Annotated in this window: 16 protein-coding genes; 1 reads left to right on the top strand and 15 read right to left on the bottom strand. The window is 48.1% G+C overall.

What is annotated here, in order from left to right:
- From tnpA to BM159_RS10100, 15 genes are all read right to left on the bottom strand, one after another.
- Positions 1 to 188: IS200/IS605 family transposase (gene tnpA / locus BM159_RS10175; protein ID WP_143089424.1), on the bottom strand; the 188-nt coding region annotated here is incomplete at its 3' end.
- Positions 189 to 427: 239 nt separating this feature from the next.
- Positions 428 to 3058, bottom strand: a complete 2631-nt coding sequence (locus tag BM159_RS10170; protein WP_093914125.1) for a cation-translocating P-type ATPase — start codon at positions 3056 to 3058, stop codon at positions 428 to 430.
- A gap of 205 nt (positions 3059 to 3263) precedes the next feature.
- Positions 3264 to 3512 (bottom strand): hypothetical protein, encoded by a 249-nt coding sequence (locus tag BM159_RS10165; RefSeq protein WP_093914124.1) that lies wholly within the window; start codon positions 3510 to 3512, stop codon positions 3264 to 3266.
- A 210-nt stretch (positions 3513 to 3722) separates the two neighbouring features.
- Positions 3723 to 4700: an alpha/beta fold hydrolase gene (locus tag BM159_RS10160; protein ID WP_218149579.1), complete on the bottom strand. Its 978-nt coding sequence runs from the start codon at positions 4698 to 4700 to the stop codon at positions 3723 to 3725.
- A gap of 33 nt (positions 4701 to 4733) precedes the next feature.
- Positions 4734 to 5126 (bottom strand): protease inhibitor I42 family protein, encoded by a 393-nt coding sequence (locus BM159_RS10155; RefSeq protein ID WP_093914123.1) that lies wholly within the window; start codon positions 5124 to 5126, stop codon positions 4734 to 4736.
- Between the two features lie 55 nt (positions 5127 to 5181).
- A complete protein-coding gene (locus BM159_RS10150; RefSeq protein WP_093914122.1) occupies positions 5182 to 5844 on the bottom strand; it encodes an alpha/beta hydrolase in 663 nt (220 codons plus the stop codon).
- A 3-nt stretch (positions 5845 to 5847) separates the two neighbouring features.
- Positions 5848 to 7170 (bottom strand): hypothetical protein, encoded by a 1323-nt coding sequence (locus tag BM159_RS10145; protein ID WP_093914121.1) that lies wholly within the window; start codon positions 7168 to 7170, stop codon positions 5848 to 5850.
- A gap of 70 nt (positions 7171 to 7240) precedes the next feature.
- A complete protein-coding gene (gene dcm / locus BM159_RS10140; RefSeq protein ID WP_093914120.1) occupies positions 7241 to 8464 on the bottom strand; it encodes a DNA (cytosine-5-)-methyltransferase in 1224 nt (407 codons plus the stop codon).
- Complete coding sequence (locus BM159_RS10135; RefSeq protein ID WP_093914119.1) at positions 8428 to 8916, bottom strand: hypothetical protein; 489 nt, start codon at positions 8914 to 8916, stop codon at positions 8428 to 8430. Before BM159_RS10135 ends, dcm begins: the two co-directional genes overlap by 37 nt.
- A gap of 138 nt (positions 8917 to 9054) precedes the next feature.
- Positions 9055 to 9261 (bottom strand): helix-turn-helix domain-containing protein, encoded by a 207-nt coding sequence (locus tag BM159_RS10130; RefSeq protein WP_093914126.1) that lies wholly within the window; start codon positions 9259 to 9261, stop codon positions 9055 to 9057.
- A 612-nt stretch (positions 9262 to 9873) separates the two neighbouring features.
- Complete coding sequence (locus BM159_RS10125) at positions 9874 to 10041, bottom strand: YvrJ family protein (RefSeq protein ID WP_093914118.1); 168 nt, start codon at positions 10039 to 10041, stop codon at positions 9874 to 9876.
- 17 nt (positions 10042 to 10058) lie between these two features.
- Positions 10059 to 10280 carry a DUF2922 domain-containing protein gene (locus BM159_RS10120; protein ID WP_093914117.1) on the bottom strand — a complete coding sequence of 74 codons (222 nt, stop codon included), beginning with the start codon at positions 10278 to 10280 and terminating at the stop codon, positions 10059 to 10061.
- A gap of 142 nt (positions 10281 to 10422) precedes the next feature.
- Entirely contained in the window at positions 10423 to 10647 is a 225-nt protein-coding gene (locus BM159_RS10115) for a DUF1659 domain-containing protein (protein ID WP_093914116.1), read from the bottom strand.
- 218 nt (positions 10648 to 10865) lie between these two features.
- Entirely contained in the window at positions 10866 to 11507 is a 642-nt protein-coding gene (locus BM159_RS10110; RefSeq protein ID WP_093914115.1) for a peptidoglycan recognition protein family protein, read from the bottom strand.
- Between the two features lie 331 nt (positions 11508 to 11838).
- Positions 11839 to 12300: a helix-turn-helix domain-containing protein gene (locus BM159_RS10100; protein ID WP_093914113.1), complete on the bottom strand. Its 462-nt coding sequence runs from the start codon at positions 12298 to 12300 to the stop codon at positions 11839 to 11841.
- A gap of 447 nt (positions 12301 to 12747) precedes the next feature.
- On the opposite strand from BM159_RS10100, the gene BM159_RS10095 reads away from it, so the two are divergent.
- Positions 12748 to 13380: a sigma-70 family RNA polymerase sigma factor gene (locus BM159_RS10095; RefSeq protein ID WP_177206004.1), complete on the top strand. Its 633-nt coding sequence runs from the start codon at positions 12748 to 12750 to the stop codon at positions 13378 to 13380.
- The last annotated feature ends 65 nt before the right edge of the window (positions 13381 to 13445 follow it).

Raw genomic sequence — 13445 nt, 5'->3', positions numbered from 1 at the left:
AATAGATGGACATGATCTGGCATACAATTTCCTTCGATGATTTCTACACCTTTCCATTTGCACAAATCTTTAAGAATCGTTCTGATATCCAAACGCAATTGGTTATAAATGATTTTTCTTCTGTATTTTGGTGTAAATACAATGTGATATTTGCATACCCACTTGGTATGTGCTAAACTATTTGCCATAGGGCAACATCCTTTCTTGTTTTAGTGACGGCTTGAACACTATCATTATACAAGAAGGATGTTGCCCTTTTGCTTAAGCATTAATCCCACCTGCGTAGCAGGTGGTTTTTGAGCCAAATCCCCTTGAGGGATTCGGCTCCCAAGCTAAAGCCATAATAAAACAGCCGCGGAACTTACATTCCACGGCTGTTGCATTATTTACTGAGACAAGTATGAACTTTCTTCCCCGGGAACATCCCTTACAGATTTCTCTCCCGCTTAATATCCAAGCGCTCTTTCGCCAGGGTAATCGCCGCGTTGATCAGGACGCCGGCCACCGCGATGAAGAGGATCAGCGCGATGTCAACCGTTCCCACAGGCGCCAGCTTCAGCAAAGTGCGCATGGGGGGAACCACCAGGATGCCGATCTGCAGCAGGATGCCCACGGCCGTGATGATATTCAGCGCCTTGTTGTTCCAGGATTCTTTCGTGGCAAAGGCCAGGCTGCCCTTGGTCTTGCAGACGTACGCCATCAGCATCTCGTTGATGGCCAGCGTGCTGAAGCAGTAGGTCCTGCACAGTTTCAGGAGTTCTTCGTTTCCTTCCAGATTCGCCAGAATATTTCCCGTCCCATACTGCATGATCACGGGGAGCAGGAACGCCAGCAGCGTCACGCCGCCGCTGATCAGGCCCTGGATCACGATGTTCAGGTAATCGCTCCGGTTCAAAATGCCGGCCTTTACGTCCCTGGGCTTTTCATTCATGACGGCATCCGAACCCACGTCCATGCCCAGAGCCAGGGAAGGCGCCGTATCCGTCAGCAGGTTCACCCACAGGATCTGGATGGTGGAAAGGGGCGACGAAAGCCCTGCAAAAATGGCCGATGCCATCAGCACCACTTCGCCAAAGTTGGACCGCAGCAGATACACGACCGACTTCTTAATATTGTTAAACAGATTGCGGCCTTCCATCACCGCGTTCTTGATGGTGATGAAATTGTCGTCCACCAGAATCATCTCCGCGGCATCCTTGGCCACTTCCGTGCCGCCGATGCCCATGGCCACGCCGATGTCCGCCGCTTTCAGGGAAGGCGCGTCATTGACGCCGTCACCGGTCATGGAGCAGATCTTGCCGTGGGACTGGAACGCCTGCACAATCTGCACTTTATTTTCCGGCGATACCCGGGCGAAGACGCGGTAATCCAGCACATTCTTCTTAAACTCATCGGAATCCATCTCATCGATCTCCGCGCCGGAAATACTCTGGGAAATATCCGTGGCGATATCCAGCTCCTTGGCGATGGCGAAAGCCGTGATCTTATGGTCGCCCGTGATCATGGCCACGTCGATGCCCGCGTGATGACACTCGTCCACGGTTTCCTTCACGCCTTCCTTGGGCGGGTCGATCATGGCGCCCAGCCCTACGAAGATCATATCCTTTTCCTGGGGAACGGTATCCCCTTCCCGGTAGGCCAGGGCCAGCACCCGGAGCGCTTCGGAGCTCATGATGTCCGCCGCCTGGGTGGCAAGGACCACGTCCTCGTTGGTGATCTCCCGTATGCCGTCCTCATCCAGGATGCGGTCGCAGCGGACGATGACGGAATCGATGGCGCCCTTCGTGTAGGAAATATTTTTAATTTCTCCGTCCCGTTCCACCCGGTCCAGGGTGGTCATCATCTTCCGGCCGGAATCAAAAGGAATCTCATCAAAGCGGGTGATATCACGCATGATATCGTAATAGCCCAGCTTCTTGTCTTTCGCGTACTTGATGAAGGCTGTTTCCGTGGGATCGCCGATTTCCTCGCCGGTCTCTTCGGAATACTTCGCGTCGTTACAGGCCAGAAAGCCCTCCAGCAGTCTGGCAAACACCTTGCTGTCCGCAGGCAGTTCTTCCGGTTCCAACGCCTCGCCGGAAAGATACCACTTCACCACCGTCATCCGATTCTGGGTCAGGGTGCCCGTCTTATCGGAACAGATCACATTCACCGCGCCCAGGGTTTCCACCGCATGGATCTGCTTCACGATGGCGTTGCGCTTGCTCATCTCCTGGATGCCCGCCGTAAGCACCAGCGTGACCACGGTGGCCAGCCCTTCCGGGATGACCGCCACGGCAAAGGCGATGGAGATCATCAGGGTTTCAATGACAGGGGTGCGGTAAATAAAAATCTGGCAGGCAAACATCAGGATGCACAGGACCACGCCCGCGATGCCCAGCACCTTGGAGATGCTGTCCAGATTCTTCTGCAGCGGCGTCTCCTGCTTCTCGATCTGATGCAGCATGCCGGAAATTTTGCCGATCTCGGTATGGTCGCCGATCTTTTCCACCACGCCCTCGCCGCGGCCGTATTCCACCAGGGTGGACATGAAGGCCTTATCCTTGCGGTCGCCGAGGGGCGTCTTCTCATCGCTGGTTTCGCTGCAGTCCTTCTCCACCGCAACGCTCTCGCCCGTCAGGGCCGATTCATTCACCTTCAGGGAGCTGGTCTGCACCAGAGCCAGGTCCGCAGGCACCACGCGACCCGCTTCCAGGATCACGTAATCGCCCACCACCAGGTCCGACGCGGGAATCTCCGTCTCCACGCCGTCCCGGATCACCACCGCCGTGGACGCGTTGATCTGCCGCAGGGCCTCCACGGATTTCTCCGCCGAAAGTTCCTGCACGGTGCCGATGATGACATTAGCCAGCACCACCACGATGATAATGATGCCGTCCACGATTTCCCCGGTCATGATGGAAATGACCGAGGCAGCCACCAGCAGAAGCAGCAGCGGCGACGCAAACTGCTCCGCGATCACGGAAAACAGACTCTTCTTCTTTCCCTGGGTCAATACGTTCTTTCCCTGCTTCGCCCTTTCCAGGGCTTCGGCAGTGGTCAATCCTTTGCCGTTCATTTCCTTTGCCGCTCCTGTCTGTCCAATTACCCGGCTGCCCTTTCAAAAGCAAGCCTTTTCATCCTTATTCAAATCACACAACGATTGGTATCCACAGTCCCATCTATAAGCCATTATAACAAAAAAGCCGCGGAAAATAAATTCCACGGCTTTTATTCACACTATGAACCGGATTCCGGAAACATACCGGGTAAAACGGTCCGCGTTATTTCCAATCGTCAAAGGCATACATGCAGTCATTTCTCATGTAGCATTCGAAAATGCCGCCGGCGATTTTTTTCAGGTTGTCGCCGTCCAATTCGAAATCAGCCAGCTCCGCCAAATAGGTTTCGGCCTCTTCCTTCGTCAGTTCGATGCCGCCGCTCTTTGCCAGCGCGATCAGTTCATCGGCATCCTTGCACTGCATGGCTTTCATGACCATTTCTTTTGTCAGTTCGTTCGGTTTAATTGGCATAATAAAATCCTCCTTTATGTTATATATTAACCATCACTTTTTGGGATAAAACTTTACATCGCTCTTTTTACAAATCGCCCGGTCTTCGATTTCCTCGCACCGGTCAAAAAAGCCGCGGGCCGGTTTCTTCTCCGGTGCAGAGGATCTTCCCCTTCACCCGGGAAATGTTTTCCAGATAACTTTTCATCTGTTTATCTTTTCATCTGTTGGTTAGTTTACAGAAGAGAGGAAGGCCCTGACCTTTGCACGGAACTTCCTGTAATAGGGCCGCTCCATGAGCATCGCGTGACCCCCGCCCTCTATGATCTCCAGACGGGAATTCCTGTCCGGCAGCGTTTTATACGCCTCTTCGCATAACGCCGGGGATACATAGGGATCTTTGGAACCGACGATGATGAGCGTCGGAACTTTGATGTCCGCCGTGGGAATCAGCCTTGTATCCGGGCTTACCAGTAAATCCCTCCGGCCGCCGTTAGGGCTGGACGTTTTGTCATTGCGCCAGGCGTTGGAAAGAAACGTGTCCGCCACAGGCCTTTCCACAATGCGGAAATCAATGCCGCCGTCCGGAGCGGTCTGGAAATCCTCCGCCGCGTGCATCCATGTATTCGTATGGAAGGGTTCAGCCACCGGCTGCTCCCCAAGCCCTGCCACAATCGGGGCGTAGAGCACAAGCCTGCGCACCATTTCGGGATGACGCGCCGCAAAACGCCCGCTTGTCACGGTTCCCCAGCTCCACCCCAGCACATCCACGAAGGAAACCCGGCTGCGCCGCATGATACACCGCACAGCCGCCGCGATGTCTTCCGCCGCGTAATCGGAATCCGGCCGGAAGCCGTCCCCGATACTGCCGGAATTGCCAAACCCTGCAATATCCAGCAGCCAGACTTCAAACCCGTGCCCGGCGAAATAGCGCGCCAGGCTGTAATCTTTATAATCCACATCGAACTCATGGGACGAATAGGTTACCCCATGCACGAGCAGGAGGGGCTGCTTCCTCTTACCGTCCTTCTCTACGTACCGTTCCAGATGCAACAGCACACGGTTCCGCTCCAGGGGAACGGTCTCCCTGAAGATCTCCGCCGCCAACGCGGATGATCCACACAAAAGAAACAGCAGCAAACAAACGGAAAAGCCGGACAATGCCTTCCTCACCTGTTCCATCGTGAGTTCATTTTTGTTGATCGGCATAATGATTCTCTCCTTATTTGTATTACATGACTCTTACCTCACAGCGGATGCCGGATTTACTGCTTCGATTTTTACATTCAGATCGTTATCTACCTTCAGCTTATACTGCCTGTCTTCATTCAATGCCTCCTTAACCGGCGACCTTTTCTGCACCGTCACAATCGTTTCCCCTGTCTTCAGGCCCGTAAACGTGAATACGACATCGTAACCTGCTCCCTTTAACCTTTTATGATCCGGCTTTTTATACCGTTTCTCCTTCTGGCAGGAAACGATATCCGAATCAAACACGACACTGTAACGCGGTCCGCCTCCATCAAAGGAATGAAACGTAAGAGTCGCTTTTTCTTTTGCCAGCAATGTCCTTGTTACCGTATAGCCTGCCAGAAGGACCACACAAAAAAGAACCAACAGAAATGCCCGCTTCATTTTCGCTACCTCATACGAAAACCTCTTTTACAACTTACCTCTTCCCCAACACCAGTCAATTCCCTATCAGCCAGGCAAACGCTTTTGCCGTTCTTATATCCGGCTCTTTAAAATGATTTCCCCTGTTCCACTCCAGCACACAATCAACTCCCTGCCCTGCCAGGCAGTCATACGCCCTGCGGATGTTCTCTCCTACAGCAGCCATCACCGGATTCCGCACCTTTTCTTCCCTGTCCCCCAGACTCAGATAAACCCGCCTGCATTTTATCGCATGCTCTTCCATGTAATCCGCAAAACCGGGAAACCAGACTGAAGGCGACGCCGCCGCCACCCCTGCGAACACGTCCGTCTGATACGCCGCCCACAAAGCAAAGAGGCCGGCAAGAGAATACCCTCCGACATAATACCGCCTGCTGTCGTCCGAACACAAATCCAGCACAGCAGCCAGCGTTTCCGCCGCGCCACCGCCGAAGCCTTCTTTCCCGAACACGGCCGGCGCATTCCAGGGAGACAGATCCAGATTCCAGTCCTTCACTTTAATGGCAAGCAAATGGAAGTCATCCGCCGTCTTCCGGATGGCCGCCACTTCATTTTCTATCACAGCCAGATCATGATCATCCACCATCTGCAGCAAAATAGTGGAAGAATCCGGATTGCCGTATTCAAAAAGGCTGGATAAGCTTGCAATATTCAGTTGTTCTGATTTTGGCAGTTGCATGGATTATTTCTCCTCTTTAAACTCCCAACCGTATCCGTGTGCTTGATTTCTAGTACCATGACCAGGGATCAGTTTTTTCAGACAAACTGCACTTATAGAACCTTTACACTTTGTATTTTTCGCTAACCCTTGTTGTACCAGCCACTCCGCAGCCTCTTGCTGACTGTTAAAAGATTTCAAAACTTCTCCGGTTTTTAAATCAAGCATATTAACAGCCTTCTGCCTTGACTTACCTACTTTTGCAGCTCTTCGCTTAACTTCTTCCGGATGCGTCCGATTCCATTCTTTTAAAGACTTACTACGCTTGGCTTTTGCTTCTGCGCTATGGGCTGCTTCTATTTGTTTGCGCCTGTATTCAGCGTATTCTTTCGGATGAGCTTCACGCCACTTCTGCAGTGAAGCATTTCTTTTTTGTTTAGATTCTTCGCTTTGCATCGCAATACGATTATTTTCACGCGAGGCTGCATACTCTTCTGGATGTTCAGTTTTCCAGCGAATAATTCGCTTCCTGGACATTTCACGATATTTGCTTTGTGATGCAGTAGCTTTTATTCTTTCGTTTCGTGCTTTTAAAGCAGGCGTCGGCCCCGAACAATATAGTTCTTTATTCTTAGCAAGCATAGCCTGATACTGTTCAGGGTGTGCCAATAAATATTCACGTATATGAATAATTCGCTCTTCACTGTCATGTTTGCTAGTTCCCCCGCCCCCTTTAACCAAGTTGAGGCATAGTGGATCTTTAAGGAGTTCACTGTTTACTATTTGTGCTTCCAATTTTTCCGTTTCTTCGGCTGTTTTACAACAAGCAATAAAATATTGGACAAATTCTTCCGTATGTTTTTTGTACTTTTTTTGAAACAATAACCCGGAGCCTTTATAATTCTTCAGTTCTTTCCATCTCTTTCTGTTAACCTTCCCAATATAATACTCTCCGGTCCGAAAATTTATCTGCACATATATGAAATGATATTTATATACATCTTTTATTCTAGGTACAATAAAACGACATCCTCCTAAATCTTGCATCGTTAATAAACTCATGGTTTTCTCTCTTTTGAGTTTATTAATTATAGAATCAAGTCTTTTTAACCTTTCTGCAACTACTATTCTTTTATTAATTAATGCCATTCTACGTAGGTGCGTATAAATAACGTGAAGAGGAAAAGCATGTGCTGCACGCCAATTATCAATTATTTTTGTTGCTTCTTCCATTTGTTCGGAAGTAGAATCCAGATGCTTAATAATCTTCCCAGCTTTTTTTATTTGATTCTTTGAATATTCAACGATTTTCCATTTTGGTTGTTTAGGTTGTTTAAAGAACTCCATATATTTACTCCCAAAAATAAAAATTATAAAACTATCTCTTCAACATATGCAACTGTTCCAATATATCACATTATTTTATTGCTTCAAGAAGTATTCTGCCAGTTTTTAAAAGACCTGTATACTCTTTTAACACATCCCTTGCCAACCTTTTAAGCAACCCTTTTTTTACCATGTTAGAAAGTAAAACATTAGTGGTTGAAACCTTTAAATTCAGTTCCTTTGTGATATCTGAATTAGTAATTATACTACGAGTTTCAAACATGGTAAGTACTTTATCCTCGTTACTAACAGGCGGAAGTATCAACCTGTCAGCATATTTAGCATATCTGGTTGATTTACCCCTTGAAAATTTCAAAATTTCACCAGAATCAACCATCGTTCTTAACAAATATCCGGCTTGTGCAGAGTTTAAGTCCAGTATTTCCATTACATCACGTTTGGAAAAACATGAATTATTATCAGCTATTGCACGAACAACATCAACCTGTTGTTTCTCTAAAACACCAAAGCACTCTAACATAAAATTTGCCATTGTTTCAATAACAGGAATTGTTACCGAATTCCCAAACTGTTTGTATTTATAACCGTCAGTAATTTCATTCGGAAACTCAAATTTTTCTTTCCCATTTTCATCTAAAAAAGCATACCCGATAAAACCTTGCAAGCGCCCCCATTCAGTTGGCGTCATGAAACGTATTCCTTCTGCATTAAGAGGTGTTTGCTTTTCCGGAATTACTTTTCCCGCGACTCCTTCTTTGGGTTGATATATTAAATTCCGCTCTTTTCCGGATCCGCCTGTAGCTAAAATAGTATATGCTAAAGGATGTTCAGACTTAGTTTGGTTAACCACACAATAACCGAATCCATATCCGTTTTTCTTTTGGCGGGCTTTATGCCTTTTTAATGTTTCCAAATACCCTTGCGCCATATAATATCTGTCTTCTACAACGGGTTCCAATATTTCATTTACATCACGGAAAATAATTTTATTTCCACTTGTAGGTAATGACTTCGTCAATAATTTCACAGCATTACCGTAGATTTTTTTACTAAAGGCCATTAAATACACTCTTGGCCTGTTTTGCGGAACGCCAAAATCCTTTGAATTCCTTACCAAAGATGAACGGTTATAAACATAATTCCCGTCATCATCTAAACTTACACCGATAACACGGTATCTGAGCTCATCTTCCAAGGTTTTAATGATCGTCTCAATCGTATTCCCATGATCATGAAGCACCAAATTTTCAACATTCTCTAAAAAAACAGCTCTTGGATTAGTCCTGCAGAACATAAAAACCAGGCTATCGACTTTTGAAATTCAGTAGGTAATGTTGAAGTGCTACCTTTATGAAGCAGTTTGAGTTCTTTCATCTCGCTTTCAGGTATTGTTCTCAAAATATTTAAGCCATTATAATTGTCATCTGCTTTACTTCCCCAAATAACTTTAGGACCAAAATATTCTTTAGATTCAGGCAAGTTACAGATAAAATTACTTGGATATAAAGAGTCTCTGTAGGCTTCATTTAATACATTAGCATATGGTGTAGCAGTAAAGCTGACATAATTCATAGCCTGAAATTGAGCATTCGACCGGTTGCTTTCACAATCATTTCCTTTAACAAGATCAATTATCAGCCGATTTACCGTGGTTCTCTCAATCTCTTCCTCATCTTGCGGATTTCCCATTTTAGCAGTATTAATACTTGCCTGGTCAGCTTCATCATCAATAACCAGTATTCTCATCTTTGCAGCCCTTGCTTGGTTTGAATGAAGCCAGGTTATAAGATTCTGTAATCTTTTAGAATTCTTAAGACAAACAAAAACATATCTATGAAGCCAGTTGTTAACTATTTCTTTGGCAAATATAACCGCTACAATCCCCTATCGGTTCATGTCTGATTCAAGCTCAACAATGTCATACAACTGGCAATCCAAGGCTTCACAAATCTTACGCAATACATTAGTTGAAACATCCCCGCCTTTTCCCATCTTTGCCATTACATTCGTTGTTAATCCTGCCATCTCACGTAAATCTTTCTTTTTTAAATTGCGATCAATTAACAATTTCCATAGTTTATTGTAATTCATATCATCAACCCCTTCGATATTCAAATAATTAATCTTTCCTATGAATATAATAACAAAAATATATCAATGAATCAAAAATAAATTGAGTTTTTCAATTTTATAAAACATTGCGCTCACATGAATTTTAGGCCAATTATTTTGTCAATAGTTGATTGGCAAAAACGAGTTCCTCAAATGATTAATTAATCTACCCCCTGGTGCCCCCTGCTCTAATTATACTCCATTTCTCGTCCATTTGTCCGTACTTGCAGAAGTGCTACAAGCCGCGCCCTGTGCAGGCTTTAGAAGTTGGCGTAAAATTTTGGGGGTTTTTATCAAAAAGTTTCACGTGAAACACTAAAAAAATTTCCCAACCCTGTTGACAAATCACGATACAGTGCTATAATCATCCTTGTGTTTCGCATTATTATTTATCCAGTTGCCTTCTGGAAATAATAAACGGGCACATGCGAAACACACTCGGGTGTATACAGACATTACGTACCACCCGGAAAAAACTCCTGGTATGTGCAGGCCGGGAGTTTTTCTTTTCAAGCACACAAAAAACCGGACGCTGTTACACGTCCGGTTTTTTTTCATTTGCGGCACACTGCCAGTGACAGCGCGCCTTTTTCATTTTTTCGCAACGTCCCCCCGCATGGCAGCGATGTTGCAGCTCAGTTCCCCGATCACTTCCGTGAGGCCCGCCAGCCTGTCTTCCATGCGTACAAGCAAAAACCAGCTCAGCACCACGGGAAAGCCGAAGTCTTTAATAAAGCTGAATACTTCCGTGGTATCCATGTCGCGGCCTCCTTGCGTCAGTCTCCGACAACATCAAGGGTGATCGTGCGCAGGCGACCTTCCACCGCGTCCACGATGTCGCCGCCGCTGGTGTTGAAAATGTTGTTATCAACCACAACCTGCATGGCGGCGTCGATTTCCGCTTTCGTTACGCCGGTCTTGGGTTCCTCGATGTTGAGGGTCACCTTTTTGCCTGCCGCGTTCCGGAACACCAGATCCAGATCTGTATCTGCACTCATATTTTTTCCTCCTTACTCTTGACAAACCACGCATATTGCGCTATAGTTAAGTCCTCGCTGTTAGTTGTAAATTTTTTCCAACGATTTACTGTTTTTGGCGGACAACCTCACCGGTTGCCCGCCCTTTTTCTTTTTTCCGCCCTTACTCTTCCGTCAGGGTAGATCGTTCCACCACTACCAGCCCGGTAATGTCGTTGTCGAACAGGCCGCCCAGGGCTTTGCCTACTGCCAGGATCTTCGCCGGTTCCGCGTTGGGCTTGATGTTGGAGTAGACATAACTCTTGGTCACCTGATTCCCGTCCGCATCTTCGCCCCGGGCGATGGAAACGGACAGGGATCGTTTGATTACGTTCATAACTGCTGCCATCGGCTTCACCTCCTTTCCCGTAAAATACTGGTGCGGGACTTACTGCGTCCGCGGCTTACATCTGCAGGCCCTACGATTCTGCCGCATGCCGCATGGCACGCCCGCTGTATTTGCACTGCGGCGGCTCCGCAACTTGCGTTTCGCCGCAGGTCAAACCGTTTTCACCGGCGCATCGGATTGGTCCCGGATGCGCCCTCCGCCCTGCCGCCCGCCGGACACTAGGCTGCCTTCTTCCGGTGCTTCATGCCCCACAGATAGTACGCCGCCTTGCCCCGGATCAGGCAGCCCCCGGGGTACAGTTTCCCCTCCCGGGCGTCGTCCGGCAGGAACCACAGGTCCCATTTCGTTTCCGGATCCCCGCTGCCGGGGCCGTAGCCGTCCCGGAACGCAATCTCGCAATGGGTCATCACCCGGTCGGAACTGTTGGGAAAGTCCAGCTCGTTGCAGAGGATGGCCACGATCTTTCCCAGCACATCGATTTGTTTGGCCGTAGGCGGTTCACTGCCCAGGTCCATCATGGCCTGGTAGGGGTCCCGGTACTCCCCGGGTTCCGTGGCGCTCCAGGCGGCCTTCGCGCAGATCGCCGTGGGCACTTCGCATTCCGCATCGTGCCCGCAGCACAGGGCGATGCCGATGGTGCCGGTGTTCCGGTGCCAGGTGTGGGACTTGCGCTCGCAGAAGTCGTCGCAGGTGGCGTACACCGTGCCGTCCCTGTCGATGCACAGGTGGTAATCGTCATACACCTGGCCGTAATGCCCGGCGGTCCAGTGCAGGTAGATGGTGGTGATCCTGCCTTTCGCCTGCTTCGCCATCCGTTTGATTTTTGCTTCGGTAATGTGTGTAGGGTTTTCAACTAACATGAACAATCACTCCTTTTCTTTTTGCGGCAGCGTGTTGTGGTTTTATGCTGCCTTTTTGTTTGCGGTCCGGAACCACGGATGATTCCGTGTTTCCCCGTTTTGCCCTTACACTTCTATATCCGCAAAAATCGAAAAACGGCAACCGCGTTTTTATAATTTTTTTAAATTTTTTTGCAAAAAAAACACCGCGGCGATCTTATGAAAAATCGCTGCGGTATCTTGTGTTGTGCCGGTATTTATTAATGGTACAGTTGCGTATTGGACGGTATGGAATGAAACAACGGTGGTTTTATAAAAGCAAATTTACCTGACCCCTCCCTTTGAGTAGATATTAATCGATGAACTGCTGCACGGCAGCTTTCAGTTGCCGGTTAGCAACCTTTAGCTTCAAATTATCAGCCCGCACGAAACCGAGTTCCGCCTCAAGCTCATGTTTTCTTTCTTTCAGCGTCTTATTCTCAATCTGCATAAGACTGAGTTCCGCTTTAAGCCTGCGAATTCTGTCTTCCGGCGTCTCTCGGTCCGGATCCGGCTTTGCATTGGTTTCCGCAATGCAATACCCCGCCGGTTCGGGTTCCGTGAGTGACCCCTGCCTCGCAATCCGCAGGATGTCATCCGGCGTCACACCGAACAGTTCCGCTATTTTTTGCAAGTGGCCTTGGGAAGGAAACGCTACGCCGGTTTCCCACCGGGACACACTGTTCTGGCTTACGTCCAACTTTTCAGCCAGCACACTTTGTGACCAAAATCTTGTTTTTCGTTGTTCGGCCAGCCACCGGCCGAACGCTATCATGCTATCGTGATTTATAAAAAAACAACTTCCCATATAGTAATTCGCTAAAAACCGCCGTTTCTGTTTCCATACACAATAATGCCATCAGAAGGAACGGCACCGATTATCAGCAAAATCAGTTTTCCATTAAAAAATCCGCACGGTCTGCCTGTACAGGCAAGCACAACACGATTACAGATTATAACTCATTACCGGCACTTGCGCAAGCTTTTGCCGGAATTTTTTTATTAAAAAACACGCCGCCCCATCCGTATCCGTTTTTTATCCGTTTTCATGTATACTTCTCTATAATTTTTTATCCGTTTACAACAAGTTTACTACATGTGCTCCACATATTTTAAACCTGCACAGTGTGTTGTTTTTCACTGCTTTTTATGCTACGATTTTTCAGTCTTCGCGAGGACAAAATCTGAATAAAAAAAAGTATATGAAAGGATGCAAAGAGTAATGGAACATTTTATATTCGACAGGGAACGGATTCCCTGGGAAAAACTGCTGCGGGACGCGCAGGCGGGAGATAAAAGCGCCATGGAACGTTTCTGTTCCTGCGCGGAACCCATCATACAGATCTTTTTCCGGATCCATGTGCTGGAACGCAGGCTGGGGCGGGATGAGATCCGCGGCATCGCCTGGCTGGCCCTGATGAAATTCATCGCGGGCTATAAGGGCGGGGTGGTGGAAGAAACGTTCCCTAACCTGCTGTACAAAGTCATCCGCTGCGCCCTAATCAGCGAGACACGTAAAGAGCGCGAGCGTTTCGAGAAGGAAGTGCCGGACAGTACAGCCGGCAGTGAAGGCGGAACGGAGGAAGAGGCCCCTTATGGCCGGCTTCTTCCCGCCAGCCGGGACACGGAACCGGAACAGGCGCTGCTGCTGGCTGAACTGAAAAAGGAAGTGCGGGCGGCCCTGGACCAGACAAGCCCGCGGGAACGCGCCTGCATCCGCGCTCTCTATTACGACGGGAAAAAGATGCGGCAATATGCCCGCGAAACGGGCTGCACGCACCAGTTCATCAGCAAGACGAAGAAGAACACGCTGCGCCGCATGCGGGGACTTCTGAAAGAACGCAACGTAGTGTAAAGAACAGGTAAACATCAGGAAACTATAAATTTTAAGAAACAACTTTAGGAAACGCTGATTCATTT

The organism is Succiniclasticum ruminis DSM 9236 (genome assembly GCF_900112895.1).
In the GTDB taxonomy this organism is placed as follows: domain Bacteria; phylum Bacillota; class Negativicutes; order Acidaminococcales; family Acidaminococcaceae; genus Succiniclasticum; species Succiniclasticum ruminis.
The sequence above is the reverse complement of the archived record's forward strand: the minus strand, read 5'-3'. Positions and strand labels throughout refer to the sequence as shown.

Coding starts and splice junctions, on each gene's coding strand:
- BM159_RS10170 (WP_093914125.1), bottom strand. CDS start 3,058: ATGAACGGCAAAGGATTGACCACTGCCGAAGCCCTGGAAAGGGCGAAG.
- BM159_RS10165 (WP_093914124.1), bottom strand. CDS start 3,512: ATGCCAATTAAACCGAACGAACTGACAAAAGAAATGGTCATGAAAGCC.
- BM159_RS10160 (WP_218149579.1), bottom strand. CDS start 4,700: ATGCCGATCAACAAAAATGAACTCACGATGGAACAGGTGAGGAAGGCA.
- BM159_RS10155 (WP_093914123.1), bottom strand. CDS start 5,126: ATGAAGCGGGCATTTCTGTTGGTTCTTTTTTGTGTGGTCCTTCTGGCA.
- BM159_RS10150 (WP_093914122.1), bottom strand. CDS start 5,844: ATGCAACTGCCAAAATCAGAACAACTGAATATTGCAAGCTTATCCAGC.
- BM159_RS10145 (WP_093914121.1), bottom strand. CDS start 7,170: ATGGAGTTCTTTAAACAACCTAAACAACCAAAATGGAAAATCGTTGAA.
- dcm (WP_093914120.1), bottom strand. CDS start 8,464: ATGTTCTGCAGGACTAATCCAAGAGCTGTTTTTTTAGAGAATGTTGAA.
- BM159_RS10135 (WP_093914119.1), bottom strand. CDS start 8,916: ATGAGAATACTGGTTATTGATGATGAAGCTGACCAGGCAAGTATTAAT.
- BM159_RS10130 (WP_093914126.1), bottom strand. CDS start 9,261: ATGAATTACAATAAACTATGGAAATTGTTAATTGATCGCAATTTAAAA.
- BM159_RS10125 (WP_093914118.1), bottom strand. CDS start 10,041: ATGGATACCACGGAAGTATTCAGCTTTATTAAAGACTTCGGCTTTCCC.
- BM159_RS10120 (WP_093914117.1), bottom strand. CDS start 10,280: ATGAGTGCAGATACAGATCTGGATCTGGTGTTCCGGAACGCGGCAGGC.
- BM159_RS10115 (WP_093914116.1), bottom strand. CDS start 10,647: ATGGCAGCAGTTATGAACGTAATCAAACGATCCCTGTCCGTTTCCATC.
- BM159_RS10110 (WP_093914115.1), bottom strand. CDS start 11,507: ATGTTAGTTGAAAACCCTACACACATTACCGAAGCAAAAATCAAACGG.
- BM159_RS10100 (WP_093914113.1), bottom strand. CDS start 12,300: ATGATAGCGTTCGGCCGGTGGCTGGCCGAACAACGAAAAACAAGATTT.
- BM159_RS10095 (WP_177206004.1), top strand. CDS start 12,748: ATGGAACATTTTATATTCGACAGGGAACGGATTCCCTGGGAAAAACTG.